General features: G+C 75.7%; 20 protein-coding genes and 1 pseudogene. 5 read left to right on the plus strand and 16 right to left on the minus strand.

Annotated elements, in window-relative coordinates; genetic code table 11:
• The first annotated feature begins 48 nt into the window (after window positions 1–48).
• Window positions 49–1,074, plus strand: coding sequence for a hypothetical protein (locus ABT093_RS17770; RefSeq protein ID WP_350565189.1), 1,026 nt, complete (start codon window positions 49–51; stop codon window positions 1,072–1,074).
• Window positions 1,075–1,357: 283 nt separating this feature from the next.
• On the opposite strand, the gene ABT093_RS17775 is transcribed toward ABT093_RS17770, so the two are convergent.
• The 7 genes and pseudogenes from ABT093_RS17775 to ABT093_RS17805 form a co-directional block, all read right to left on the minus strand.
• The gene (locus ABT093_RS17775; protein WP_350565191.1) at window positions 1,358–2,671 is read right to left on the minus strand and encodes a cryptochrome/photolyase family protein; all 1,314 of its coding nucleotides are present in this window, start codon (window positions 2,669–2,671) and stop codon (window positions 1,358–1,360) included.
• The gene (locus ABT093_RS17780) at window positions 2,668–3,447 is read right to left on the minus strand and encodes a DUF1295 domain-containing protein (RefSeq protein ID WP_350565264.1); all 780 of its coding nucleotides are present in this window, start codon (window positions 3,445–3,447) and stop codon (window positions 2,668–2,670) included. The genes ABT093_RS17775 and ABT093_RS17780 overlap by 4 nt, the downstream gene beginning before the upstream one ends.
• Window positions 3,448–3,503: 56 nt before the next feature.
• The gene (locus ABT093_RS17785; protein ID WP_350565193.1) at window positions 3,504–4,787 is read right to left on the minus strand and encodes a class I SAM-dependent methyltransferase; all 1,284 of its coding nucleotides are present in this window, start codon (window positions 4,785–4,787) and stop codon (window positions 3,504–3,506) included.
• Window positions 4,784–5,386: a DUF1365 domain-containing protein gene (locus ABT093_RS17790; protein ID WP_350565195.1), complete on the minus strand. Its 603-nt coding sequence runs from the start codon at window positions 5,384–5,386 to the stop codon at window positions 4,784–4,786. Before ABT093_RS17790 ends, ABT093_RS17785 begins: the two co-directional genes overlap by 4 nt.
• A gap of 73 nt (window positions 5,387–5,459) precedes the next feature.
• Window positions 5,460–5,852, minus strand: a pseudogene (locus ABT093_RS17795) (FAD-dependent oxidoreductase); the annotation flags it as partial.
• Between the two features lie 127 nt (window positions 5,853–5,979).
• The gene (locus tag ABT093_RS17800) at window positions 5,980–7,926 is read right to left on the minus strand and encodes a sigma-70 family RNA polymerase sigma factor (protein ID WP_350565197.1); all 1,947 of its coding nucleotides are present in this window, start codon (window positions 7,924–7,926) and stop codon (window positions 5,980–5,982) included.
• A gap of 75 nt (window positions 7,927–8,001) precedes the next feature.
• Window positions 8,002–9,273, minus strand: a complete 1,272-nt coding sequence (locus tag ABT093_RS17805; protein ID WP_350565198.1) for an NAD(P)/FAD-dependent oxidoreductase — start codon at window positions 9,271–9,273, stop codon at window positions 8,002–8,004.
• Window positions 9,274–9,506: 233 nt separating this feature from the next.
• Here ABT093_RS17805 and ABT093_RS17810 point away from each other — a divergent pair, with 233 nt between their 5' ends.
• The gene (locus ABT093_RS17810) at window positions 9,507–9,938 is read left to right on the plus strand and encodes an SRPBCC family protein (protein WP_350565200.1); all 432 of its coding nucleotides are present in this window, start codon (window positions 9,507–9,509) and stop codon (window positions 9,936–9,938) included.
• An 82-nt stretch (window positions 9,939–10,020) separates the two neighbouring features.
• Here the strand turns inward: ABT093_RS17810 and ABT093_RS17815 are convergent, their stop codons facing one another.
• Window positions 10,021–11,370, minus strand: a complete 1,350-nt coding sequence (locus tag ABT093_RS17815; RefSeq protein WP_350565202.1) for a TolB-like translocation protein — start codon at window positions 11,368–11,370, stop codon at window positions 10,021–10,023.
• 182 nt (window positions 11,371–11,552) lie between these two features.
• Window positions 11,553–12,131 (minus strand): TetR/AcrR family transcriptional regulator, encoded by a 579-nt coding sequence (locus ABT093_RS17820; protein WP_350565204.1) that lies wholly within the window; start codon window positions 12,129–12,131, stop codon window positions 11,553–11,555.
• A gap of 91 nt (window positions 12,132–12,222) precedes the next feature.
• On the opposite strand from ABT093_RS17820, the gene ABT093_RS17825 reads away from it, so the two are divergent.
• Window positions 12,223–12,669, plus strand: a complete 447-nt coding sequence (locus ABT093_RS17825; RefSeq protein ID WP_350565206.1) for an anthrone oxygenase family protein — start codon at window positions 12,223–12,225, stop codon at window positions 12,667–12,669.
• A 71-nt stretch (window positions 12,670–12,740) separates the two neighbouring features.
• On the opposite strand, the gene ABT093_RS17830 is transcribed toward ABT093_RS17825, so the two are convergent.
• Entirely contained in the window at window positions 12,741–13,676 is a 936-nt protein-coding gene (locus ABT093_RS17830; RefSeq protein ID WP_350565208.1) for a LysR family transcriptional regulator, read from the minus strand.
• A gap of 141 nt (window positions 13,677–13,817) precedes the next feature.
• On the opposite strand from ABT093_RS17830, the gene ABT093_RS17835 reads away from it, so the two are divergent.
• Complete coding sequence (locus tag ABT093_RS17835; protein WP_350565210.1) at window positions 13,818–15,062, plus strand: MFS transporter; 1,245 nt, start codon at window positions 13,818–13,820, stop codon at window positions 15,060–15,062.
• Window positions 15,063–15,395: 333 nt separating this feature from the next.
• Here the strand turns inward: ABT093_RS17835 and ABT093_RS17840 are convergent, their stop codons facing one another.
• The 3 genes from ABT093_RS17840 to ABT093_RS17850 form a co-directional block, all read right to left on the minus strand.
• Window positions 15,396–15,797, minus strand: coding sequence for a hypothetical protein (locus ABT093_RS17840; protein WP_350565212.1), 402 nt, complete (start codon window positions 15,795–15,797; stop codon window positions 15,396–15,398).
• Window positions 15,798–15,968: 171 nt separating this feature from the next.
• Window positions 15,969–17,030, minus strand: coding sequence for a substrate-binding domain-containing protein (locus ABT093_RS17845; RefSeq protein ID WP_350565214.1), 1,062 nt, complete (start codon window positions 17,028–17,030; stop codon window positions 15,969–15,971).
• 170 nt (window positions 17,031–17,200) lie between these two features.
• Window positions 17,201–18,994, minus strand: a complete 1,794-nt coding sequence (locus tag ABT093_RS17850; protein WP_350565216.1) for a glycoside hydrolase family 35 protein — start codon at window positions 18,992–18,994, stop codon at window positions 17,201–17,203.
• Between the two features lie 247 nt (window positions 18,995–19,241).
• Here ABT093_RS17850 and ABT093_RS17855 point away from each other — a divergent pair, with 247 nt between their 5' ends.
• On the plus strand, window positions 19,242–20,327 hold the full coding sequence (locus ABT093_RS17855) for a substrate-binding domain-containing protein (RefSeq protein WP_350565218.1): 1,086 nt from the start codon (window positions 19,242–19,244) through the stop codon (window positions 20,325–20,327).
• A gap of 28 nt (window positions 20,328–20,355) precedes the next feature.
• Here ABT093_RS17855 and ABT093_RS17860 read toward each other — a convergent pair whose 3' ends face one another.
• From ABT093_RS17860 to ABT093_RS17870, 3 genes are all read right to left on the minus strand, one after another.
• On the minus strand, window positions 20,356–21,411 hold the full coding sequence (locus tag ABT093_RS17860; protein ID WP_350565219.1) for a hypothetical protein: 1,056 nt from the start codon (window positions 21,409–21,411) through the stop codon (window positions 20,356–20,358).
• Window positions 21,412–21,530: 119 nt separating this feature from the next.
• Window positions 21,531–22,313: a sugar phosphate isomerase/epimerase family protein gene (locus tag ABT093_RS17865; RefSeq protein WP_350565221.1), complete on the minus strand. Its 783-nt coding sequence runs from the start codon at window positions 22,311–22,313 to the stop codon at window positions 21,531–21,533.
• Window positions 22,314–22,322: 9 nt separating this feature from the next.
• The gene (locus ABT093_RS17870) at window positions 22,323–24,257 is read right to left on the minus strand and encodes a DUF2264 domain-containing protein (protein WP_350565223.1); all 1,935 of its coding nucleotides are present in this window, start codon (window positions 24,255–24,257) and stop codon (window positions 22,323–22,325) included.
• Window positions 24,258–24,339 lie beyond the last annotated feature (82 nt).

The raw sequence follows: 24,339 nt of genomic DNA on the forward strand, positions 1-24,339 counted from the left end.
CACGAGCCGCCGGACGACACCGGTCCCCGCACCTCGGAAGGGCGCAGCGTGAACCCCACCGTCCGCAGCCCGGTCGGACACCCGCCGCCGGGCATCGACACCCTCCGCTACCGTCCGCACGGCGCCCTCGCCGCGATCCCCGACCCCCGGCACCGCGCCATGGTGGCCGAGGTCCTCGGCTCCGGGCTGGTGGACGGGCTGATCGCCGCCACCGCCGCGTTCGACCCTCCCGTGAACGGGACGCAGTGCCGCACCGCCGTGGAGGTGCTCACCGCGGAGTTCGCGGCCTTCGGCGTCGAGGTGCCCGCCGCCACGATCCGCCACATCACCCGGATGCGCGCCGTGATGGTGCCGATCGCCGACGACGCGCTCGCCCTCGCCGTCGACCGGATCTGGGTGTTCACCACCCGCACCGACGACGTCTGCTGCCACGACCGCGGCCAGGCGGCGGCGGTGATGCGCGCCGGTCTGCTGCCCGACGCACCGCCGTCCTCACCGGTCACCCGGTACATCCGCCACATGTTCGACGAGGTCGCGCCGTTCTGCGAACCGACCTTCCTCGCGGTCTGGAAGAACTTCTTCTACAACGCGATCACGGGCGTGCTGTTGGAGGCCGAGTTCGACCCCGGGGCCTCGGACGGGATCGACAGCGACTTCGCCCGGACCTTCAACGGCTTCTCCCAGTTCTGGTTCACCTCGCTCCAGTTCACCGCCCCCTGCCTGCGCGCCGACACCCACCGGGCGTTCTGGTCGGCGGCCCTGAGCTCCGGGGTCGCGTTCCTCAACGACGTCAACGACGTCGTCTCGTTCTACAAGGAGGCCGTGCACGGCGCGGACTTCGCCACCGGCCGGATCCACCGCCGGGCGGTCACCGAGGGCATCCCCTACCTCGCCGCCTACCGCCGGGTGCTCGCCGGCGGCCGGGCCGCCCACCGCCGCGTCCTGGACCTCGCCACCGAGGAGCAGCGCCCCCACCTCGACCGCTACCTCACCGGGTTCACCCACTGGCAGCTGCACTGCCGCCGCTACCGCTGGCAGGACGTCTACCCGGACCTCACCATGATCGACGCGTAGGACGGGCGGTCCGGCGCGGGCCGCGGCTCACATGGTGGTGACGATCAGCCCGATGTGGGTGAAGTGGTCGAGCCCGCCGAAGACCAGGAAGGCGGGACCGGCCAGCCCCCACGCGACCCCGACGACCTGGACGGGCCACCCGGCGGGGCGACGCAGCGCGTAGGGGAACAGGGAACAGCAGCGCGCCGATGCCCACCAGGCGGCGATCCGGGCCGTCCGGGCGACCCGGTCCTCGCCCAGCCGCCGCCCGGCGGGCAGGGTAGCCGTGGACGCCTCGTCGCGGTCACGGCCGCCCGTGCCGGAACCGGGCGGTCAGCGCGTCGGGACCGATGATCGGGGCCGGGTAGCCGTCGGTGAACAGCCACGGGCGGTGGACGGACGGGCCGGGAAGATGGGCGAGTTCGGGCACCCAGCGGCGCACGTAGTCCCCCGTGGGGTCGTAGCGGTCCGCCTGCCGCAGCGGGTTGAGGATCCGGTTGGGCCGGGTGTCGGTGCCCGTGCCGGCGACCCACTGCCAGTTGAGCTGGTTGTTGGCCACGTCACCGTCGACCAGCAGGGACAGGAAGTGGGCGGCGCCGATCCGCCAGTCCAGGTAGAGGTTCTTCGCCAGGAAGCTCGCGGTCAGCAGTCGGGCCCGGTTGTGCATCCATCCCTCGTGGGCGAGCTGACGCATGCCCGCATCGACGACCGGATAGCCGGTGCGGCCCTGCCGCCACGCCTCGGCCTCGCGCTCGTCCTGGTGCCAGTGGTCGCCGCGGTCCCGGTAGTCGCGGTGCGCGGCGTCGGGGCGGGCGGCGAGCACCTGGTGGTGGAAGTCCCGCCAGGCGAGCTGTCGGACGAAGGCCTGCGCACCGGCGCCGTCGTGCCGCAGGGCGCGCGTCACGAGTTCCGTCGGGGAGAGGCAGCCGAAGTGCAGGTACGGGGACAGCCGGGAGGTGCCGTCGGCCGCGAGGTCGTCATGGACGCCGGCGTAGGCACCGACGTCCCACCGCCGCCATCGCTCCCTGGCCGCCGTCTCGCCGCCCGGCGGCAGGCCCGGCGAGATCGGGCCGCCGACCAGCATGTTCTCGCTGCCGATGCCGTCCGGGGTGCGGATGATCCGCGGTGCGCCGAGCACGGCGCGGCGGGGCGTCCCCTGCCAGGCGCGGTGATAGGGGGTGAAGACCGCGTAGTGGTCGCGGCCGGCGGGGGCGACCCGCCCGGGCGGCACCACCGTCGTGGAACCGTCGTGCGCCTGGAGGCGGTCTCCGAGGAGCTCACGCAACCGGGTCTCACGGCGCTGGGCGAAACGGCTGACACCGGCGGCGACGTGCACGGTGGCGGCGCCGGTCGCGGCGACGACACGCGCCGTCTGCTCCGCGGGTTCACCGCGGCGCACGGTCAGCCGGGAGCCGATCCGGCGCAGCGAGGCGTCCAGGTCGGCGAGGCAGTCCGCGAGGAACGCCGTGCGGTTGGGGGCGGCGGATCCGCCGTTCTCGACCGCGGGGTCGAGGACGAACAGCGGCACGACCTCGTCGGCCGCGGCACAGGCGGCGTGCAGGACGGGGTTGTCGTGCAGACGCAGGTCCTGGGTGAACAGGGCGATCGACACGGTCACGGGTGGGGCCTCACGGGGGGTGTGGTCGGGATGCTCGGGTTCCGGCGCGGTGGCAGCGGTACGAAGCCGCTGGTACGGGCCGCATAGGCGGACCAGCCGGGGCGCTGTGCGCCCAGTTGCCGTTCCAGCAGCGGCTTGCCGCTGCCGAACGCCAGCAGCCAGGTCATCAGGAGCGGGCTGAGGACGAACGCCCAGCCGGCGGGGGTGTCGGCGGCGAGCAGGAACAGCCCCCACCACACACAGGCGTCGCCGAAGTAGTTGGGGTGGCGGGTGTAGCGCCACAGGCCCCGGTCCATGATCAGGCCGCGGTTGGCGGGGTCGGCCTTGAACCGGGCGAGTTGCCGGTCCCCCACCGCCTCGAAGGTCAGGCCGACCGCCCACACCGCGGTGCCCGCCCAGGCGAGCGGGCCCGGCGGCCGGGGAATGTACTGGGCGGCCTGGACGGGAAGGGAGACGAACCACACCAGGGCGCCCTGGAGCAGGTAGACCTTCCGCAGCGCGTACCGGGTGCGGGCCGGGCCCTCGGGGGCGCGGGCGAGCATCCGGGCGTAGCGCGGGTCCTCGGGCGCGCCCCGGGCACGCCGCCGGATGTGCGCGGACAGCCGCAGGCCCCAGACGGCGACGAGCACGGTGGCGAGCAGCCGGCGTCCGGCGTCGCCGTGGCCGTCCGACAGCACGTGTCCGCTCACCGCCACGGCGGTGAAGGCCAGCCCCCAGGCGACGTCCACACCGCGGTGGCGCCCGGTGCGCACCCCGACACCGAAGGCCGCGAGCATGACGGCCAGCACGACGGTGGCTGCGACCGCGAGGCCGAGAGCGAAGGCACCGGCGTTCACGGCCCCACCCCCTCGCGGGCGAGCAGCACCTGGTGGACGTCCAGGTAGCCGGAGCGGAAGCCGGCCTCCGAGTAGGCGAGGTAGAACTCCCACGTCCGCCGGAAGACCTCGTCGAAGCCGAGGTCCGCGACCTGGGCCGAGCGTTCGGTGAAGCGCTCGCGCCACAGTCGCAGGGTCTCGGCGTAGTGCGGCCCGAAGGCGTCGGCGCGGACCACCCGCAGCCGGGTGGCGTGGGCCGCCGTCTCCTCGACGGCGCGCAGGGAGGGGATCCGGCCGCCGGGGAAGACGTACTTGAGGATCCAGGTGTAGGTGCGGCTGGTGGCGAGCATCCGGTCGTGCGGCATGGTGATCGCCTGCAGGGCGACCCGCCCGCCCGGGGCGAGGACGCGGTCGAGGGTGGCGAAGTACTCGGGCCAGAAGGGCCGTCCCACCGCCTCGATCATCTCCACGCTGACCACGGCGTCGTACGCGCCCTCGGCGGCGCGGTAGTCGCACAGCCGGACCTCGGCCCGCCCCGCCTGACCCGCGTCGGCGATCCGGCGGCGGGCGAGGAGGAGTTGCTCCTCGGAGAGGGTGAGACTGACCACCCGGGCGCCGCGGGCCGCCGCCCGCACGGCGAGTTCGCCCCAGCCGGTGCCGATCTCCAGCAGCCGGGTGCCCGGGCCGACGCGGGCCAGGTCGAGCAGGCGGTCGATCTTGCGGTGCTGGGCGGCGGGCAGGGCGTCCCGGGTCACGAGCGGCACCGGGCCCGGGCCGACGGGGAAGACCGCCGAGGAGTAGGTCATCGTCGGGTCGAGGAACAGGGCGAACAGGTCGTTGGACAGGTCGTAGTGCCGGTGGATGTTGCGGGGCGCGTTCGCCGCCGTCGGGAGCTCCGCCGTCGGCGGGCGCCGGACGTGCAGCCGGCGCAGCCACTGGGTGCCGGCCGGCACCAGTGTCTCGGGGGCGGTGGCCAGTTCGGTCAGCAGCGCGACCAGGTCGGGGCTGTCCCAGTCGCCGGCCTGGTAGGACTCGCCGAAGCCGATCAGGCCGCCGGCGCCGATCCGGTGCAGGAAGTCCCCCGGGCGGTGCAGCCGCAGGACCGGCGCGTCGGCCGGGGCCGGCCGCAGGGTCCGGCCGTCGGGGAGCTCGACGCGCAGGCCGCGGCGCGCGGCCGCCCGGTGCAGCAGCCGCCCGGCCAGGGCGGCGCGCAGCGGTACGTGCGGCACCCGGGCCACGTCCGGCCAGCGGGCGGGATCGACGACGGGCGCGGGCCTCGCCGGGGAAGCCGTGGTGGTCATGGGGCGGGCACCTCTTCGGTGGGCCCGGCGCGCTCGGCGCGCCGGGAGCCGGTCGTCTGGCGGGGGTGGACGGGCAGGCCGCCGAGCCACAGGCGAATGCCCCGGTAGCGGATGTGCAGGCTGACGGCCCAGGTGGCGAAGGGGTGGGTGAGCGCCGCGGCCAGCAGGGCGGCGGGGCCGGCCCGCCGCGCGGTGCCGCGGACGGTGGCGGTGAAGGCGCGGCCCGCCGGGAGGTCCAGGTGGACGGTGAGATCGAGCCGCTCCCCCGGCTCGGGCAGCACCATCCGGTAGCGGCCGTCGACGGGGAGGAACGGGGAGACGTAGAAGTCCTTGAGGGTCTCGCCACGGCCGCCGGGATCGGGGGGCAGCAGGTAGCGGTGCCGGCCGCCGTAGGTGTTGTGGACCTCGGCGACCGTGCACAGTGGCCGGCCCGCACCGTCGCGGCACCAGTAGACCGTCAGCGGGTTGAAGACGTGTCCCAGCGACCGGGCCTGGGTCAGCATCAGGACCTGTCCGCCGCCGAGCCGGACCCCGTGGCCGGCGAGGTAGCCGTCCAGGGACCGGCGGATCGTCGCCTTCCGCCGGTCACGGTCCGGCACGTGGTCCTCGTGCCGGAACCGGGCCAGCGGCCGGAGCGGCCCCGGGACGGGCGGGAGCCGGTCGATCCGTCCCGGCGAACAGTCCGCCGGGGCCGCGCGCGCCCGCGTACTCCAGGCCGCAGCCGTCGCACCGCACGGACATGCTCATCTCGGTGTCGCGGGTGCGGACGCCGAGTTCGGCGAAGAGCCGCAGCAGATGGGGGTAGGTGCGCTCGTTGTGGACGAGGAAGCCGGTGTCGAGGGCCAGCGCCCGGCCGTCCGCCCCGGTGGCCTCCTGGGTGTGGGCGTGGCCGCCGAGTCGTGCGTCGGCCTCGAACAGCGTGACCCGTACGCCGGCCCGGGTCAGCCGGTACGCCGCCGTGAGTCCGGCGACACCGGATCCCACGACCACCACCCGGCGCGGTCGTTCGCCGTTCTGCGCGATGGGGCCGGCCCGGTCGGCGGAGACGGTGTCGAACGTGGTCATGAGGGTCCCTCCCGGCGGGGCCGTCAGGCGGCCTGCACTGTCGTTGCACCGATTCTTCGGAGCCGACCGCGCAGCGGATTGGGTCCGGTTTTCCGACGGCGCGTCACCCCGGGCGAGGGCGCGGGTGTCAGGCCGTGACCGCCCGTTCGAGGAGGTCCACGGCGTCCCGGAGGGTGCGGGGGCGCGCGGTGCCGGCCGTCAGCCGGGTGCGGGCCCAGCCGGGTCCGGCGGCCACCACCAGCGCCCGGCCGCGGGAACCGCGCGGGCCCCACGTGCTGGCGGCGACCCGGCGTACGAGCTCGCGGTCGGCGGTACGCCGGTCCTGGGACCAGACCATCACCGCGACCGGGCCGATCCGGTGCACGGCGTCGAGCAGTGCCCGGGGCGGGACGGCCGCGCCGAGCATGCGGTACGGCAGGCCGCGCTCGGCCAGCGCGGCGGCCGTCGCCTCGAGCGGGAGGCTGTGCTGTTCGCCGGGCGCGGCCGCCAGGAGCACCGGCGGCACCGGCCTCGCGGTGACGGCGTCCACCGCCACGCCGCGCAGCACGCTGGAGACGTGCCACGAGAGCAGGTGCTCGACCTCGACGTACTGCTCGCCGTCCGCCGCCCACTTGCGGCCCGCGGCCCGCAGGGCGGGCATCATGACCTCGGTCCAGGCGTCGATCACGCCGAGGGTGCCGACGGATTCGCGCAGGATCCCGGCGACCTCCGGCGCGTCGAGCCGCACCGCCGCCCGTGTGAGGCCCCGGCATTCCGGGCGCACCGCCCCGACCCGCAGGGCCCTGCTCCCGCCGGGGCCGGGACCCGGGGCGGACCGCGCACCGCCGCGGGCGGCCGTACCGGGTTCCCCGGAAGGATCCACCGGGCCGGTGCCGCGGTGTGCGGCGGCGCGTTCGGCCAGCGCGGCGCGGGCGGCCTCGCCCGGCGGCACCCCCCGGGCCGTCAGGCGGCACATGGCCTCCAGCACGGCGATGTCCTGGTGGTTCCAGCGGCGGTGGTGCCCCGCCTCACGGTGGGCCGGGCCGATGCCGTAGCGGCGCTCCCAGGAGCGGATGGTGGTGGGCGACACGCCGAGGCGCTGGGCCACGCCGCCGGTCGGCAGCCCCACGTCCTCCGGTGGGCGGGACGCCGCGGGCGGTTCGCCGCCCTGCCGTCCGGTGTCGCCGCCGGCCGTCGACGTCACCATCCGGCGATCCTTCCCACGGTGAACCCCTGGCAGCACACCACCATGGTGGCGATCACCGGCGGGGGAATCCAACCGGGCCGTGCCGAGCGGAGTTCCGCCCGCTCCGGGGTGGACCTGACCGCGCACATCGGTCCCTCGCCCTCGGGCGGCCCGGTGGGAGGACTCGCGGGCACCGGGCGCCCGTGGGTGAGCAGGTCTCGGTCGGGGGTCATGACGTCCTCCCGCGGTCGGGGGTGTTCCGGGGGTCACGGGCACGGCCCGGGCGGCGGGCGGCGGCGGCGCTGCCCGGTCGCACGGGCCGACCACGGCCCTGAGCCGGATCAGGGCGTCACGGGTCCTGGTCTTCACGGTCCCCAGCGGCACGTCCAGCAGATCCGCGATCTCCCGCTGCGAGTACCCGGCGTAGTAGGCCAGCACCACCGTTTCGCGCTGGACCCCGCTCAGCCGTTCGAGAGCCGCCCTCACCCGCAGCCCGTCCAGCGAGCGCGCCACCCGGACGTCCGGCGGCTCGTCGTCCACCGGCTCCCTCAGCGCGGCGCGGAGGTCCCGCTCGGCCGCCGCCCGGGCGGACCGCACCCGGTCCACCGCCCGGCGGTGCGCGATGGTGAGCACCCAGGCCAGCACGGATCCGCGCTCGGGCCGGTAGGCCGCCGCGGTGCGCCACACCTCCAGCAGGACCTCCTGGGCCACTTCCTCGGCGTGGGCGGGGCTGCGCAGCGTGCGCAGGGCGACCCTGTACACCGGCCCGGCGACCGCGCGGTACAGCCGCTCGTACGCCGCGTCGTCCCCGCCCGCCGAGCTCGCCAGAAGGCGGGCCAGGTCCTCGGTCGTCGTGGCCGGAGCGTCGGCGACGCGCGGGTCGGGGTGGCACTGTGCGGCTGGGGTCACGGTTCCACGCTGCAGCGGTCCGGAGCGCGGGGCGCAGTCGAAGCGTTTGTGCAGCGTTTGCCCGAGCGGGGGTGATCACCGGCCGGCGCCCCCGCGCACGGCGGGCCGGGCGAGGCGGGCGCGGTCCAGATCGGCCGACACCTCCCGGGCCGCCCGCGCGCCCGAGGCCAGCGCCCCCTGCACCGACGCCGTCGCCCGGTGGTCCCCGCACACGTAACGGCCCGGTGCGAACCGGGTGGTGCGGCTGAGCGCGAGCGGGGCGGGTCCGGCCGGCAGGGCGTCGGCGATCCGGTAGTCGGCCAGCAGCCGCCACCGCGAGGTGTCGGCCCCGTACAGCACGCCCGCGCGAGTCCGGGCCGCCTCCTCGTCGGCGTCCGTTCCCAGCACCGAGGTCGACACCAGCGCGCGTCCGTCCGGCGAGCAGCCGGGGACGACCTCCGAGAGCACCACCGTGTTCAGCAGGTGCCGATCCGCGTCCACGACGAGCGTCGGCTCACGAAGCGGGGCGGCCGGCGCCGCGTGGTAGAACGTCGTCACCGCCCGGCCCGCCGGGACCGGCAGGCCCGGCAGCAGACGGGCGGCCCGCGCCATCCCGGTCGCCACCACGACCGCGCCGGCCCGCAGCACCGACCCGTCGGCGAGCGCCACGCCGTCGGCCGTCACCCGGTCCACCGGCGCGCCGAGCAGCAGCCGTCCTTCCGGCAGCCGGTCGGCCAGCTGCCGCGGGACGGCGCCGATGCCGTCGCGCGGCAGGCACAGGCTCCCTCGCACCAGGCTGCGCCACACCAGGTGGAACATCCGGCTGGAGGTCTCCAGTCCCTCCTCCAGGAAGATCCCGGCGAGGAACGGTGCGAGCAGCGTGTCCAGGGTGCGCCGCGACACGCCGGCGGCCCGCAGCGCCCGAGCGGTGCTGGTCTCCGGCAGGCGCTTGAGCACGCCGGCCGGCAGCACCGCGTCGCACGCCCCGAGCAGCCCGAGCGCCGCCAGGTCGCGCAGGGGCATCAGCCGACCGGGCAGCAGGTCGCGGCTCCGGCCCGGGTGCCTGGTCGGGTCCACCACGCGGTGCGAGCCTCGGGCGCCGGCGGTCAAGAACCCGGCGGTGAACGGGTGCAACCGTAGGGCGCGCAGGTCCAGACGGCGCTTCACCTGCGGATAGGAGGTGTTGAACACCTGGAAGCCCCGGTCCAGGCGAAAGCCCCGCACCACGTCGGTGCGCATCCGGCCGCCCACCTCCTCGGCGGCCTCGACGAGCAGCACGTCCCGGCCGGCCGCCGTCAGGTCCAGCGCACACGCGAGGCCGGCCAGGCCCGCGCCCACGACGACCACCTCGGTCGCGTCCAGTGACATCTCGCCCGCTCCTTCCCGCTCCGCGCGGACGCGGGGCTTCCACCCCGGTGCTTCGGAGACGGCGACGCCGCGGATCGGACCGCCCTCGCCGGGGAAGGCGCCGCGACCGCTGCACCAACGCTGCGGCTGCCACCGGCGGGCCACCGGTCCCAGGGTGGGAGGCGGACACGGGTCATGGCAGCCGAGATTCCGGGAGCACTGATGGACATCGTCCGCCGACTTCACGAGGCCCGATGATCAGCGTGGAGCGCACCATGGTCGTGGACCGGCCTGCCGGGGAGGTCCTGCGCTACCTGGCGGACTTCGGCCACGCGACGCAGTGGGATCCGGGCACCGAGAGCTGCGTGCGCCTGGACGGCGCCGCCCTGGCGGAAGGGGCGTCCTGGCGCAACGTCTCCAGGTTCAGGGGGCGGCGGACCGAGCTCCACTACCGCCTGGAGCGGTACGAGCCCGGCCGCCTGGTGTTCGTCGGGCGCAACCGGACCGTCACGGCCACCGACGACATCACGGTCCGGGCCTCCGGGAACCGCGCGGTGGTCGTCTACCGTGCGCGGCTGCGGTTCCACGGGCCGGCGCGCCTCGCGTCGCCGTTCCTGCGGGCCGAGTTCGAACGCCTCGCCGACGCGGTGGCGCGGCGGCTTCCCCGGGTGGCTTCGGGAGGGTGACCAGGGGCTTCCCCCGGTCTTCCGGCGCCGGGGACGCGTGGCCGGGCGGTGCCCGGGCCATGACCGGCCCGGGCACCGCGGGTCAGCCGCGGGTGAGTGAGCGGACGTAGACGTGCCAGTCGTAGGGGCCGGGGTCCCCGGGGAGGAGGTTGGTGCTGCTGTCGCTGAACAGCACCGTGCGGCCGTCGGCGGTCACGAACGGGCTGACGGCGGCGCCGTCCTGCGGCGAGCCGTCCGCGGCCGTGGTGAGCAGTTCGGTGCGCCCGGTGGCCAGGTCCTGGCGGTGGAGGTCGTAGCGCGCCCGGCTCGCGGGGATGACCGTGTCGGAGCAGCCGCCGGAGAAGTAGATCCACCGGTCGTCGGCGGTGACGGCCGCCGACGCGTCCGCCCAGCAGATCGCGTCCGGGTTGGCGGACGTCCTGATGCTCCGCACCCGGTCCGTCCGCAGGTCCCGGACGAAGAGCTCGGTGCGGGCCTTGCCGTGCGGCAGCGGAGGCGCGGCGAGGGCGTAGACGGCGTAGCGGCCGTCGGGGCTGAGACGCAGCACCGGGTCCGCCGGCCCGGGCGTTCCGTCGGGTGCGAGTGCGGCGACGACGGTGGTGCCGCGGTGCAGGTCGGTGGCGTAGAGGGTGGTGTAGCGCGGCCGGAGCAGGCCGGCGGTGGTCCCGCCCGCCGCCGCCGGGAGCAGGTTGCTCGCCCGGGAGCCGAAGCCGACCGTCCTGCCGTCCGCGCTGATCGTCGGACGGTCCGAGTCGGCGTCGGCCGGCTGCCCGTCGGCTCCGACGGTGACCAGGCGGGTGGCGCCGGTGAGGCGGTCGGTGACGTAGATGTTGCGGGTGTCCGGAGCCGCGGGGGCGCCGGGGACGACGTCGGCGCGGGCCGACATGAAGACGATGCGCCGGCCGTCCGCGCTGATCGCCGGGTGGTAGGCGCCGTTGTCCCGCCCCTCGGCGCTCGCCGTTCCGGTGGTGACCCGCGTGGTGCGGCCCCGGACGCGGTCGCGGACGTAGACGTTGTGGACGCCGTCCGCCTCGGCGGAGAAGGCGATGTAGCGGCCGTCGCCGCTGATCCCCGCCGTCTCGTCGACGGCGGCCGACGGGGTGCCGTCGTCGGCCCGGCTGACGAGCTCGGTCCGCCCGGTCCGCAGGTCGCGGACGTACAGGCCGAACGCGGGGGCCGCCGCGCCCGGGAGCAGGTTCGTCGCGGACGAGCCGAACAGCGCGTAGCGGCCGTTGCCGCTGATGCCCAGGCCCGTCGACTGCCGGTCGGCCCGGGCCCCGTCCGCGCCGAGGTCGGCCTGGACGGTGCGGCCCCAGGCGGGGGCGGCCTGGGCCGGCGCGGCGCCGGCGGCGACCGCCGCGGCCACCGCGAGCACGCGGGCGGCGGCTCGTGCCGTGCGGCGGATGCGGCCCGTTCGGTTGCTCGCTTGCATGGTGATGCGTCCTCCCCGGACGGTCGAGTCCGGCCCGCCCCCTGCTCCCCGTGCCGGCGGGCCCGAGGAGAGCCAAGCGCCGCGCGGCGCCGGCGGTCAACGGTGCGCGGGGAAACCGCCCGGAGAATACGCCGCCGGTGAGTTCGCCGACTGGACACCGCTGCCGACGCCGGTGCGGTGGGTCACAGCACGGCGAGCCGGTCCACCAGCAGCTCCACCCTGCGCCCGGTCTCCTCCGGCGGGAGCCGTCGCTCCCTGGTCAGGGTGGCCAGTCCGTGCAGGGCCGCCCAGAACACCTCGGTGAACAGTCCCGGGTGGACACCGTCCCCGGCGACCTCGGCGAGGCTCTCCAGCAGGGCGGCGAAGGCGTCCTTCAGAGGCTCCGGGGTGTCCTCGTCCGCGAAGGCCAGGCCACCGTCGAGCCGGAACAGGGCGTCGTAGACCGCCGGGTTGCGGGCGGCGAAGTCGAGGTAGGTGTGGGCGAGGGCGGTGACCCGGCCGCGGGGGCCGTCCGCGGCGGAGGTCGCGGCCCGCAGCGCCACGGCCATCTCGGCGGCGCCCTCCAGGGCGACGGCGCCGATGATCTCGCGTTTGCCGCGGAAGTGGCTGTAGAGGACGGGCTGGCTGTATTCGATGCGCTCGGCGAGCCGGCGGGTGGTGACCGCGTCCCAGCCCTGCTGCTCGGCGAGTTCGCGGGCCGTCGCCACGATGAGGCGTTCGCGTTCCGCCCGTTCGCGCTGCTTGCGTTCCTGTACCGACATGACCCGATCCTAGCACCGCTAGACAATCGAGCGACAGCAGGTCTAGCGTTGCCTCATCAGCTAGCAGCGCTAGATCCCAGGAGGGGTCATCATGCTCAACGCACTCCAGGTGTTCACCACCGTGTCCGTCGGCGTGATGGTGGGGGTGGAGTTCTCCGTCGCCTTCGTCGTCAACCGGATCCTCGACGCACTCCCCGGCGACAGCGGCCAGCTCGGCCGCGCCCACGGGGGCCGGATGCTCGGCGCCGTGATGCCGGTCTGGTACATCACCTCGCTCGTCCTCGTCGCGGCATGGGCCGTCGCCGGATGGCACCACCACGGCGCCGGCCTCGTCGTCACCGCCGGCGGGCTGCTGATCGTCAGCGTGCTCATGTCGGTGCTGCTGCTCGTCCCGATCAACGACCAGGGCAAGACGTGGACCCCCGAGAACCGGCCCGAGGACTGGAAGGAGCAGATGAACCGCTGGGACCGCTACCACTACGCCCGCGTCGCCGTCATCATCGCCGCCTTCGCCCTGCTGGTCGCCGCCCTCGCCTGAGCCCGGGGGCCGCACACCGCGCCGGTGGCGCGCGGTCCCCGGCCGAGCGCGGGAGCACGGCGGCGCGGCGGTCAGCCCGGGACCACCCAGCGCGGGCGCCAGGTGCCGGGGGCGTCGTGGACGGCTCCGGTGGCGGCGAGGTGGGTGCGGAGGGCGGCCAGGGCCGGGTGGAGGTTGTCGCGGTGCCAGAGCAGGGCGTGCGGGTAGACGGGCGCGGGGTCGGTGACCGGGACGAGGCGCAGGCCGTGGCCGGCGGGCCAGACGAGGCGGGTGTGCGCGCCCATGAAGGTGGCCAGCGCCGGGGTGTCGGCGACGGTGTCCAGGAGCGCTTCGGAGCCGAAGTTGGGGCCGGTCGCCTCGATGGTGAGGCCGAACTCCGCCACGAGGTCGTCGTAGTAGGCGGCCCACTCGCTGCCGGGGAGCATGCCGGGCATCCAGATCCGGTGCCCGGCCAGCTCGGCGAGGGTCACCGACCGGGCGTCCGCCAGCGCGTGGCCGGGGCCGGTGAGGAGTTGGAGCGGCTCGTCGACCACCCGGACGGACGCCAGGTCCTCGGGAAGGGGCCGGCCCGGCATCGCGACCGCCCGGAAGGACGCGTCGATCGTGCCCGAGCGGATCGCGGTGACGGCGGCCTCGATCTCCAGCAGCGTCAGCACGTCCAGCTCGGTGCCGGGGTGCGCGCGGTGGAAGCCGCGCAGCAGGCCGGACGCGGCGCCGCGGAGGTTGATCACGTCGACGCGCAGCGGACGGCGGCCGGCGTGCACGGAGGCGACCGCGCGCTCGGCGACGCGCAGCAGCTCGCGCGCGTGCGGCAGGAACGCCCGCCCGTCGATGGTCGGCTCGGCGCCCCTGGGCGTGCGGTCGAACAGCCGCACGCCCAGGTCGCGCTCCAGCGCGGCGATGCGCTTGGAGACGGCCTGCTGGGTGATCGACAGGTCGGCGGCGGCCTTCTGGAACTGGCCCGCCTCCGCGACGGCGGCGAAGGTGCGTACAGCTTCGAGGTCCATGCCGGCCCACCTTAGTGAACAACCGGAGGTTGTGCGGATCCGGTGAGCAGGTTGTTTGACCTGCGCTTCTCCGGAGCGCTTGGCTCTCCCCGGTCAACGCCGGTTTGTTCGGTCGGGACGGCGAAGGGGAGCGTGCGCGGCATGACGGGCAGGAGAGCGCTGGGCCGGCAGTTCGGCTGGCTGTGGGCGGCCTACGCGGCGAGCGCCTACGGATCCGGGCTGGGATTCGGGGCCCTGCCGCTGATCGCCGTGCTGGTGGTGCACGCCGGTCCCGGCGAGGTGGCCGCGCTGTCGGCGGTGGGGCCCGCGGTCGGCGCGCTGATCGCGGTGCCGCTCGCACCGTGGGTGGAGTTCCGGCGCAAACGCCCGGTCATGATCGCGACGGACCTGGTGCGCTGCGCCGCCATGGCCTCGGTGCCCGTCGCCCACGCCGTCGGCCGGCTCGGCTTCGTCCAGCTGCTGGTGGTCTCCGCCGTGGTCGCCGCCGCCAGGATCGCGTTCAACGCGGCGAGCGGCGCCCACCTCAAGGCGCTCGTCCGGCCGGAGGACCTGCTGGTGGCCAACGCCCGCTTCGAGTCCACGAACTGGAGCTCCATCGCGATCGGACCGCCGCTGGGCGGGGCGGCGATCGGCCTGTTCGGGCCGGTCACCACCGTGCTCGCCGACGCGTTCAGCTACCTGCTCTCCGCGCTCGGCATCGCCGCGATCCGGGGCCGGGAGGAGGCGCCGCGACCGGCCGGCGCGGGCCGGGTGGGGCCGGGCGCCGTGCTGGACGGATGGCGGCACCTGATGGGCGAGCCCGGGCTGCGGGCGCTCTGCCTCAACAACATGCTGGTCTCCGGCCTGATCATGGCCACCGAGCCGCTGCTGGCCGTGCTCCTGCTCGGCCGGCTCGGGTTCGCGCCCTGGCAGTACGGCCTCGCCTTCGCCGTCCCCTGCCTCGGCGGCCTCCTCGGCTCGCGGCTGGCCGCCCGCGTGGTGGCCCGCCACGGCCGGCAGCGGGTGTTCCGCACCGTCGGCACCCTGCGGGCGGTCTGGCTGATCGGCCTGGTCCTCGTCCGCCCCGGCGTCGTCGGCCTGGTCACCGTGATCGCCGTCGAGCTGGCGATCGTCGTGCACATGAGTCTGTACAACCCGGTGCTCGCCACCTACCGGCTCGAACGCACGCCCCAGTGGCTGGTCGCCCGCACCCTGTCGGCCTGGTCCGTCGCCCAGCAGACGTCCATCGCCCTCCTCACCGCGCTCGGCGGACTGCTCGCCGACGCCACCGGCCCGCGCACCGCCATCGCGGCGGCGGGGCTGCTCATCCTGGCCAGTCCGCTGCTGCTGCCGCGCGGCGACCTGACGCCGCGGCACCTGCCGGACCCGGCTCCCGGCCGCGGCTGACCGCCAACTCCGCACCGCCTCCCGCACCACGTGGACGCCGCCACCGCCGTCCACGCGCCGCCCGACGCGCCGGGCGGGCGACCGCGCCGCACGCCGGACCCGCTTCGGCGCGCCGGCCGCCACGGATCCCGGCCGCCGACTGCGCGAACACGGCGTCACCACGCCGGCCATCGCCGGACGCAGCACCGGCGGCGCCGTCCCCGATGCGGCCGACCGCGGCCGGCGGCCGCACGTCCCGCCTGACGCGGTCGCCGGGGTCCATGACCAGCTGCCGCCGCGTCGGGTCCGCGCCCCCGGACGACCTGCTCGCCGCCGGCGGGCCGGCCGGTCCGGTCACGCCTCCCGGCGGCGGCGGAAGATCCGGCGCAGCGCGAACACGATCGCCACGACGAGCGCGACGAAGAACAGCACGATCAGCAGCACGACGACCAGGGCGGCGATGCCGAGCTTCTTGAAGAAGCCGCCCTTCTTCTTCTCCTTGGTGTCACCGGCCGCGAGCGCGGCGCGGTCGCCCGCGGTCCGGACGGCCTCCGGCCGCTCGCCGCCGGGTTGCGCGGCGGTCCCGGGGCCGGCGGCCTGGGTGACGGCCACCTGGGTGACGGCGGGCACCGCCCGGGCGACGGCGGGTGCGGCCTGGGCGACGGCGGGTGCGGCCTGGGCGGCGCCGGGCGAGCCCAGCACCAGCCCGACCAGTACGAGGGCGGGGGCGATCTTCGCGAGCACACGCGAACTCACTGCTACTCCTGTCGTCTCTGTCGGCTCCGGCGGGCGCGCCGGACGGCCGGACACCGCACCCGGGCAGGCCGGGCCGGGCCCGCGCCGACGGCCGCCACCAGCGAGAATCTACAGGACTGTAGAAGTTCGGGGAACCGGGGGTCGAGGGCCGGGGCGAACCGCGGAGCCGTGTCAGGCGGTGCGGGCGCCGCAGGACTCGCGGACCGTCAGCCTCGGCAGCAGCAGGAGGTGGTGGACCGGGAACGGGTCGTCACCGCCGAGACGGCGCAGCAGCAGCGCGACCGCCTCGGAGCCGACGGCCCGCTTCGGCGGGGCGACCGCCGTCAGCGGCGGAGCGCCGAGGGCCGCGAGCACGTCGTCGTAGCTGACCACCGCCAGCTGGTCCGGCACCTGGATGCCGCGGACCCGCAGCAGCGGCAGCAGCTGGATCGCGTCCTGGTCGTTGTGGACCAGCGCCGCCTGGACACCGCGCGCGCAGGCCTCGGTCAGGGCGTCCGCCACCGCCTCGGCGTCCGCCACCGGGTTCACGATGTCGATGACGGGCTCGGCGGGAAGGCCCAGCAGCTCGCAGCTCTCGGCGTAGCCCCGGCGGATCTCGTGCGCCGTCCAGGTGTCCCGGCGGGCGACCAGCGCGACGGAGCCGTGGCCGAGTCCGGCGAGGTGGCGCACGGCGAGCAGCACGCCGTGGCGGTGGTCGGAGGCGACCGAGTCCAGCTCCTCGGCCGGGCTGCCCGGCGCCGGGCGGCGCTCCACCAGGACGGCCGGGACGGGGAGGTCCTCGACCCAGTCCCCGCGGCCCGGGGTGTCGGCGGGGGTCCAGTTGGGCGCGAGCAGCAGCCCCTTGACGCCCGACTTGAGCAGCTGTTCCACCTGGACCTGGTCGGCGCTCGCCTCGTACGAGGAGATGCCGAGCACCAGGTGGGCGCCGGCCTGGGCGGCGGCGGCCCGGGCCCCGGCGATCACCTCGTCGAAGTACTGGCCGACCGCGGGGACGAGCAGTCCGAGTGACGGTGCCTCACCGCGCGCCGGACCGCTCTGCGGGGCGGCCGCCGCCCAGGACACCGAGCCGTGGGAGCGGCGGAGCAGGCCGGCGTCGGCGAGTGCCGCGACGTCGCGGCGCACGGTGACCGCCGGGAGCGCCAGGCGCTCCGCCAGCTCCGCGACCCGGACCGAGCCGAGGCCCTGCACGGTTTCGAGGATGCGGCTGCGGCGTTCGTCGGCCGAGATCGACATGTCACTCCCTGCGCCTTGCTCCGGTCGGTGCGAAGTGATCTGCGCAACGCGGACAGGAATCTACCATTCGGTCAGGCCGTGATCGGGACACGATCGGGTCGCGATCAGCCGCCCCGGCCCCGGCGCGGGTGCCGGTTTCGGCGGGCGCGTCGGGGCCGGGGCGGTCAGGCTCAGTCCGCGGGCGTCCACTGCGGGGCCGTCGGGCCGAGGTCGGGGCCGTCCCGCAGCTCGATCCGGGTACCCGGCCGGTGGAGTTCGAGGACGACCACCTCGTTGGCGCCCGGGTGCCACAGCGGCGCGGGGGCGTAGAGGGTGCGCTGCGGGCCGCGGTCCCAGAAGCGGCCCAGGGCGAAGCCGTTCAGCCAGACCATGCCCTTGGTGAAGCCCGGCAGGGCGAGGAAGCCGTCGGCCGGTTCCTCGACGGCCAGCCAGGCCCGGTGGAAGGCGGGGCCCTCGCCCGCGTGCGGTCCCGGGGTGAAGCGCAGGGTGCTCAGGTCGTCGAGCGGCAGTGGGCGGACCTCCCAGCCGAACTGGTACTGGCGGTCGATCCGCACGCCCCCGGTGATCCCCTTGCGGTCGTGCAGCAGCGGCCCGTAGTTGATCCGCCCCATGTTCTCCACCAGCAGGTCGAGCACCGCTCCGCCGGCCGGCACGGTGACCGGGAGCGCCTCGTCGGGGCGGTCCCGTTCGAGCACGCCGATCGGGGCGCCGTCCAGGAAGACCTGGGCGCGGTCGGCGAGTCCGTCGACGCGCAGTTCCCCGTGGGCGAGCGGGCCGCGCAGGCGGGTGCGGTAGTGGATCAGGCCGAAGTTCTGGCCGTAGGCCTCCATCGGCTCGGGCTCGGCGCCGCGGTGGACGGTGGCGAGGTCGTCGAGGGAGGCGAGCAGGGCGGCGCCGGAGGCGACCGGGACGCTCTGCGGGGCGAGCCGGGCGGGCGGCGGCGGCGGCTGGTGCGGATTGGGTCCCTGGTGGCGCTCGATGACCTCGCGGAACAGGTGGAACTTGGTGGTGAGTTCGCCGGCCTCGCCGACCGGGGCGTCGTAGTCGTAGCTCGTCGTGTCGGGCTGGTAGGTGGTCCCGTCGTGGTTGGCGCCGTTCCACCAGCCGAAGTTGGTGCCGCCGTGGCCCATGTAGATGTTGACCGAGGCGCCGGCGGCGAGCATCCGGTCGAGGACGTCGGCGCACTCCTGCGGGTCGCGCAGGTGGTGCGGCACGCCCCAGTGGTCGAACCAGCCGGTCCAGTACTCCATGCAGACCAGGGGGCCGACCGGCTGGTGGCGGCGCAGGCAGTCCAGCGACTCCTCGGGACGGGACCCGAAGGTGCCGGTGGTGAGCAGTCCGGGCAGCCGGCCGCCCAGCTGGAAGCCGTCCTCGGCGCCGTCCGCGGTGAAGAGCAGGCAGTCGACGCCGCGGCGGACCAGGCCCTCGCGCAGGTGCTCCAGGTAGGCGGTGTCGTTGCCGTAGCTGCCGTACTCGTTCTCCACGGCGACGGCGACGACGGGCCCGCCGTGCGAGGCGAGCAGCGGCAGCAGCACCGGGACGAGGACGTCGAACCAGGCGTCGACGGCCGCGAGGTAGGGGCCGTCGACGCGGCGCAGCCGCAGTCCGGGCTCCGCCAGCAGCCAGGCCGGCAGACCCCCGAACTCCCACTCGGCGCAGATGTAGGGGCCGGGCCGGACGATGACGTCGAGTCCGAGGTCACCGGCGGTGCGGACGAAGGCGGCGAGGTCGCGGTCGCCGGTGAAGTCGGCGGCGCCCGGCACGGGCTGGTGGAAGTTCCACGCCACGTAGGTCTCGACGGTGTTGACGCCCATGGCGCGCAGCCGCAGGAGCCGGTCGGACCAGAGTTCGGGGCGGATCCGGAAGTAGTGGACGGCGGCCGAGACGATCCGGTGCGGGCGTCCGCCGCGCAGGAAGGTGTCGCCGTCGAGCGTCAGGGCGGGGTGGGCGGCCTGGTCGGCCATGGGTGCCTCCGTCGGTGCGGGCATGGAGGTGGGCCGGAGCGAGGGACTCCGGGCGGGGTGAGGGTGAGGGTGGGGGTGGGGGCAGTGGGCGAGATCGACGATCGATCGCCGGTACGCACCCTATGAGCAGGATGATCGGGCGGTCAATCAATCGATACAGACCGCTTCTCTTGATCGAGATTCGATCGAACGATACCATTTGATCTATTCAACAGGTGGAGAGAGCACGGAACCACGGAGGGAAAGGATGGCCATGTCCAGGGAGGAGCGTCGTCGGCTCATCGTCACGGCCGTCGGCGATCTCGGCGGCCAGGTGCGGCTCAAGGACCTCGCCGACCGGCTGGGCATCCCCGCCGTCACCGTCCGGCGCGACGTCGCCGCACTGGCCGACGCCGGACGGCTCGTCCGCTCGCACGGGTTCGTCTCGCTCGACGAGCCCGGCGCCGGCCGGACCGCGGAGCCCGCCGCCGGCACCGCCGCGGGCTCCGGCCGCACGGTCGGCCTGCTGGTCCCCTCGGTGGGCTCCTACTTCGACGAGGTGATCTCCGGCGCCCGCGCCGCCGCCACCGCCGCCGGCGCCCGGCTGGTCCTGGGCATCGCGCCCTACCAGGCGGGTGACGACCGGGTCCAGGTCGAGCGGCTGCTGGAGTCCGGTGCCGAGGGCCTGCTGCTCGCCCCGGGCCTGCTCCCCGGGCGGCGCTCCCCCGACTGCGACTGGCTCGACGACCTGCCGGTCCCCGCGGTGCTGGTCGAGCGCCGCTCCCCGACGCCGGACGGCGCCGGCTCCCGGCTCGACGCCGTCGGCTCCGACCACCGCCACGGCGTGCTGCGGGCGCTGCGGCACTTCGCCGGCCTCGGCCACGACAGCGTGCTGCTGGCCGCCCGCAGCGACTCCTGGACGGCGGAGGAGGTCCGGGCCGGCTACCGCGAGGGGACCCGGCTGCTGGACCTGCCGCAGCTCCCGGTGCTGGACACGCTCACCTCCGAGGGAACGCAGACCGACGCCGTCCTGCTGGCCGACCGGATCGCCGGCGCGGTCGCCGCGGGCACCCGCGCGGTGCTCGTCCACAACGACCAGGACGCGATCCGGCTGCCGCCGCTGCTGCGCGCCCGGGGGCTGCGGGTGCCCGACGACGTGGCGCTGATCGCCTACGACGACGTGTTCGCGGCGCTCGCCGCTCCCCCGCTGACCGCCGTGGCGCCGCCCCGGCACGCCGTCGGCGAGGCGGCGTTCGACCTGCTGCTGCGGCGCCTCGCGGGAGGCGAGGAGCTGCCGGTCCACCGCACCGCCCTGCTGCCCGTCCTCCGGGTGCGCACCTCCTGCGGCGGCTGACCGCCCGAGCGTCCCGGCACGGAGGAGGCTACGAGTCCGTCTCCCAGTTGCACCCGGAGCGGAGCATCTTCTTGAGCTTCGCCTCGGCGTCCCCGGTGAGTTCGGGGTGCCAGGTCTCCAGATCCCACGTCGGACCGCCGAAGTGCCCACCGCTGCCGTTGGGGTAGGAGAACTGCGCGTGGCACAGCAGCTGCTGGAGGGTCGAGTTCTTCGCGGTCGGCGTGGCGCCGGGGAACATCGCCGTGTTGGACCACACCTGCCGCCAGTCCTCGTTCACGTCGCTGGCGGCGTCGTCGTTCCCCGTGACGGTCTTGAACGCGGCGTCCGTCGGGGTCACGTGGACGGGCGTCAGACGGCTGTCGGTCCAGTTGACGTAGACCTCGGTCTTCTTGACCCACTTCGTGTCGGTGATGCCGCCGTAGCCGATGCACGCGGTGTGGCAGGCCTCGAAGGCGTCGGCCTGACCACCGCTCCACAGCAGGTACCTGCCGTACTGGAAGTCCTGGCGGACGCCCCTGTTGTCGTCGACGTTGCCGCCGACGCCGCCGGTGTCGTACTCGTCGCTCGTGGGGTAGCCGTACGAGCCCCGCTCGTACCCGTACTGCCCCCACCACCACCCGATGTTGCCGTGCACCGCGTGCGCTCCGGTACCGGGCGACCAGTAGACCGTGGCGTTCTGGAACCGCTGGCGGACGCCGATCCCGTCGGGGTTCCGCAGTTCGTCGGTGAGCGGGTAGCCCATGTAGCCGCCCTCCCAGCCGTGCCGGCCCCACTCCTGGAGGACCAGACCCCACACGGCGTGCGCCCCGGTGTCCGGGCTCCAGTAGATCGAGCCGTGCTCGAAGGCCTGACGGCGGCCGACCCCGTCGGGAAGGCCGAGCTCGTCGCCGGTGGGGCAGCCGAGGGCCTCCCGCACACCGGGTGCCTGGGTGTACTCGGTCCAGATCGCGCCGTCGACCGAGTGGGTGCCGCAGACGACCTCCGCGGACGCGGGGCCGCCCTGGACGCCCACCAGCAGGGAGGCGCCGGCCGCGCAGGCGGCGAGAGCGGCGAGGAGCCGGGTACCTGCTGGTCCGTTGTTCATGACCGGCAGTATCCGAGGCCGTCACCGGTGCCGTACATCCCGCGCGTGCGGCACGCCACCGGCGTGCACCCGCCCTCGCACGCCGCCCGCCAGTGCCTCCCTCTTGCCTGCCGGGGCCGCTATTGCCGGGCCAGGGCCGCCAGGTGGCGGGCCCCGGCGGCGAGCTGCGGGGCCAGCGGGGCGGCCCCGGGGTGCCAGGGCGCCTCGTACTCCCAGGCGATCCAGCCGTCCGGCGGCAGCAAGTGCAGGCAGTCGGCGATCGGGAGGACGCCGGCGCCCGGGGCGAGCGGCGTGAGGTCGTCGGCCGACGCCACGTCCTTCACCTGGACGTAGCCCAGGTGGCGGCCGAGGAGCTGGTGGGTCCGCCGCGGCTCCTCACCGGCCAGCCAGGTGTGCAGGAGGTCCCACAGCGCCCCGACGGCGGGGTGGCCGGCCCGGTCGAGCAGCGCCGCGAGGGCCGCCGACGACCGGTGCGAGTCATGGGTCTCGACCAGGATCCGCACCCCCGCCGACCGGGCCTCCTCGGCCACGGCGAGGAGCCGGCGCGCCGCGCCCTCGTCGGCCGCCGCGCCCGCCCCGGGGCCGCCCCGCGGGAAGACCCGCAGATGGCGGCAGCCGAGGTCGGCGGCGAGCCGCAGGTGGGCCCGCAGGTCCGCGACCACCGGCCCGTCCGGCCCCGGCGCCGCGACGCCGAGGTAGGAGGCGAGGGTCAGCGGCACGATCCCGGCGCGGGTGAACAGCCGCACCGCCGCCCGGCGCCGGGGCACGGTCAGCTCCGGGTGCACCGGCTGGTCGGGGGCGCAGCGCAGTTCGAGGCCGTGCCAGCCGTGGTCGGCGGCCAGGCCGACCACCCGGTCGAGCGGGGTGCCGGGCAGGCCGAGGGTGGCGAGGGCGAGGGGCATGGCGGGTCCTCAGCTGTCGACGGAGACCGTGCCGGCCCCGATGCGGATCCGGTGGGTGGTGCCGTCCGGCCAGGTCAGGTCCAGGCGGCGGGTGTCCGCGCCCGGTTCCGCGGCGCCCACCCGCACCCGCGTCGCGTCCAGCGGCGGCAGCCCGGCGGCGGCGCCGGTGAGCCGCACCGCGCAGACGAGCAGGCCGGAGCCGTCGGCGAGGACGCCGCCGAGGACCGGCAGGGCCGCCTCGGGGCCGAAGGCGGTGCCGTCCGGCACGGCGAGGACGGCGGCCGTGGTGAAGCCGTGCAGCGGGTGGAGCACGCTGGTGAGGCGGCCGTCGTCGGCCGAGCCGGCCGCGCCGGGCGGCGTGCTCCCGGGGGCGGGCCCGGCGCTGCGGCCGGCGACGGCCCAGCCGCTCTGCCGGACGGCGGTTCCGGGCTCCGCGCCCGCGACCAGGTGGACGCGCACCTCGTCGGCGCCGTGCGCCAGGGTGAGCGAGGTGACCGTCACACCGGGCAGGTCCCGCCCGCCGACGCGCGGGCGGCCGAGGGAGGCCGCCCAGTCGGGGCCGCAGGCGAGCGGCCGGATGCGGCCGCGCTCCGTCGGCCCGCCGCCGGTCAGCAGGGCGAGGTGGTTGTCGGCCGGGCCGCGGTGGGTGGGGCCGGTGGCCGTGGAGTGCGCGAGGCGCGCGTAGTGCGGGTCGTCCGGCCCGACCCGGTCGGCCGGCTGGTCGTCGCTGCCGTGGTTGTGCAGCCGGACCAGGCCGTCGGCGGCGGTGGACTGGGCCAGCCAGCCGGGCTTCGCGATGACCCGTACGGTGTCGCGCTGCTCCACCGGGGCGGGCTGCTCGGGGTGGGTCCAGACCGGGTGCTCCGGGGGGAGCAGCAGGCCGAGGAAGCCGCTGCCCGCCCAGTACGGCGAGGCGGGGCCGGAGTAGGGCTGGACCAGCCGCGGCTCCGGTCCGTGCCAGCCGAGGGTGAGCAGGCCCCGGTCGTCGAAGGCCCCGTGGTCGACGAAGTGGCGCAGCGCGCCGGAGGCGAGCCGGCGGGTGGTGCCGGGGGCGAGCGGGGTGTGGCCGGTGAGGGCGCCGGCCCACAGCGGGGCGGTCGCGGCGAACCGGTAGGTGAGCGAGCGGCCCTGGTGGACGGGGGCGCCGTCGGCGCCGAAGAGGTGGGCGTGGTCGGCGAGGTGGGCGGCGAGCCGGGGGCCGTACGCGTCGAGCAGGGCCCGGTCCGCGGCGAGGTGGGCGTGCAGGACGGGGTAGAGGTGCAGGGCCCAGCCGTTGTAGTGGTCGAAGGCCCGGGGCCGGCCGTCGGTGTACCAGCCCTCGCCGAGGTAGAAGCGGTCGATCCGCTCCAGTCCGCGGCGCACGGCGGCGCGGGCGGCCGGCTCCTCGATGCCGGCCTCGGCGAGGAAGCCGCCGACGGCGAGCGGGAAGAGCCACCAGTTGTTGTCGTTGGGGGTGCGGTGCAGCGCGTCGGCCAGCCAGCGCCCGACGCGGTCGCGGACCGGGCCGTCCAGGCGGTCCCAGAGCCAGGGCCGGGTGAGCCGCAGCGCGAAGGCGATCGAGGCGGACTCGACCATGGCCTGGCCCCGGTCGGTGATCAGCGGCCAGGACTCCCGGTCGCCGTCGGCGAGGTCGCGTTCGCCGGTGGGGCGGCGGGTGCCGGCGTCGAGTCCGGCGGCGTACCGCTCCAGCAGGCCGTGCGGGTCGGCGCCGCCGGCGCCGGCGATCCGCAGCGCGGCGGGCAGGAAGGTGCGGGCGTAGCCCTCCAGGGCGTCCGAGCGGCGGCCCGACCAGCTGGGCCGGGTGCCGGGCAGGTCGATCAGCGCGTGGCCGGGGCTCGCGTGGGGGCGGACGGCGGCGAGCAGGTCGTCGGCCACCGCTTCCCAGTGGGCCCTGGTCCAGCCGGTACGGGGGCTGAGGCGTCGGTCCTCCGGGGGCAGCGGCATCGGGTGTCCTTCGTCTGGAGTGTCCGGGAACGGGTGGGTTCCTGGCCGGAATCTAGAAAGCAGTCGATCATTCGTCAAGGCT

The organism is Kitasatospora sp. NPDC002551 (assembly GCF_040296005.1).
Classification (GTDB): Bacteria; Actinomycetota; Actinomycetes; order Streptomycetales; family Streptomycetaceae; genus Kitasatospora.

What these genes read in the sequence shown, in the direction of transcription:
- ABT093_RS17855 (WP_350565218.1), top strand. Translation starts at nt 19,242, where the DNA reads ATGGCCATGTCCAGGGAGGAGCGTCGTCGGCTCATCGTCACGGCCGTC.
- ABT093_RS17805 (WP_350565198.1), bottom strand. Translation starts at nt 9,273, where the DNA reads ATGTCACTGGACGCGACCGAGGTGGTCGTCGTGGGCGCGGGCCTGGCC.
- ABT093_RS17810 (WP_350565200.1), top strand. Translation starts at nt 9,507, where the DNA reads ATGATCAGCGTGGAGCGCACCATGGTCGTGGACCGGCCTGCCGGGGAG.
- ABT093_RS17830 (WP_350565208.1), bottom strand. Translation starts at nt 13,676, where the DNA reads ATGGACCTCGAAGCTGTACGCACCTTCGCCGCCGTCGCGGAGGCGGGC.
- ABT093_RS17825 (WP_350565206.1), top strand. Translation starts at nt 12,223, where the DNA reads ATGCTCAACGCACTCCAGGTGTTCACCACCGTGTCCGTCGGCGTGATG.
- ABT093_RS17785 (WP_350565193.1), bottom strand. Translation starts at nt 4,787, where the DNA reads ATGACCACCACGGCTTCCCCGGCGAGGCCCGCGCCCGTCGTCGATCCC.
- ABT093_RS17835 (WP_350565210.1), top strand. Translation starts at nt 13,818, where the DNA reads ATGACGGGCAGGAGAGCGCTGGGCCGGCAGTTCGGCTGGCTGTGGGCG.
- ABT093_RS17870 (WP_350565223.1), bottom strand. Translation starts at nt 24,257, where the DNA reads ATGCCGCTGCCCCCGGAGGACCGACGCCTCAGCCCCCGTACCGGCTGG.
- ABT093_RS17820 (WP_350565204.1), bottom strand. Translation starts at nt 12,131, where the DNA reads ATGTCGGTACAGGAACGCAAGCAGCGCGAACGGGCGGAACGCGAACGC.
- ABT093_RS17780 (WP_350565264.1), bottom strand. Translation starts at nt 3,447, where the DNA reads ATGCTCGCGGCCTTCGGTGTCGGGGTGCGCACCGGGCGCCACCGCGGT.
- ABT093_RS17865 (WP_350565221.1), bottom strand. Translation starts at nt 22,313, where the DNA reads ATGCCCCTCGCCCTCGCCACCCTCGGCCTGCCCGGCACCCCGCTCGAC.
- ABT093_RS17860 (WP_350565219.1), bottom strand. Translation starts at nt 21,411, where the DNA reads ATGAACAACGGACCAGCAGGTACCCGGCTCCTCGCCGCTCTCGCCGCC.
- ABT093_RS17815 (WP_350565202.1), bottom strand. Translation starts at nt 11,370, where the DNA reads ATGCAAGCGAGCAACCGAACGGGCCGCATCCGCCGCACGGCACGAGCC.
- ABT093_RS17850 (WP_350565216.1), bottom strand. Translation starts at nt 18,994, where the DNA reads ATGGCCGACCAGGCCGCCCACCCCGCCCTGACGCTCGACGGCGACACC.
- ABT093_RS17845 (WP_350565214.1), bottom strand. Translation starts at nt 17,030, where the DNA reads ATGTCGATCTCGGCCGACGAACGCCGCAGCCGCATCCTCGAAACCGTG.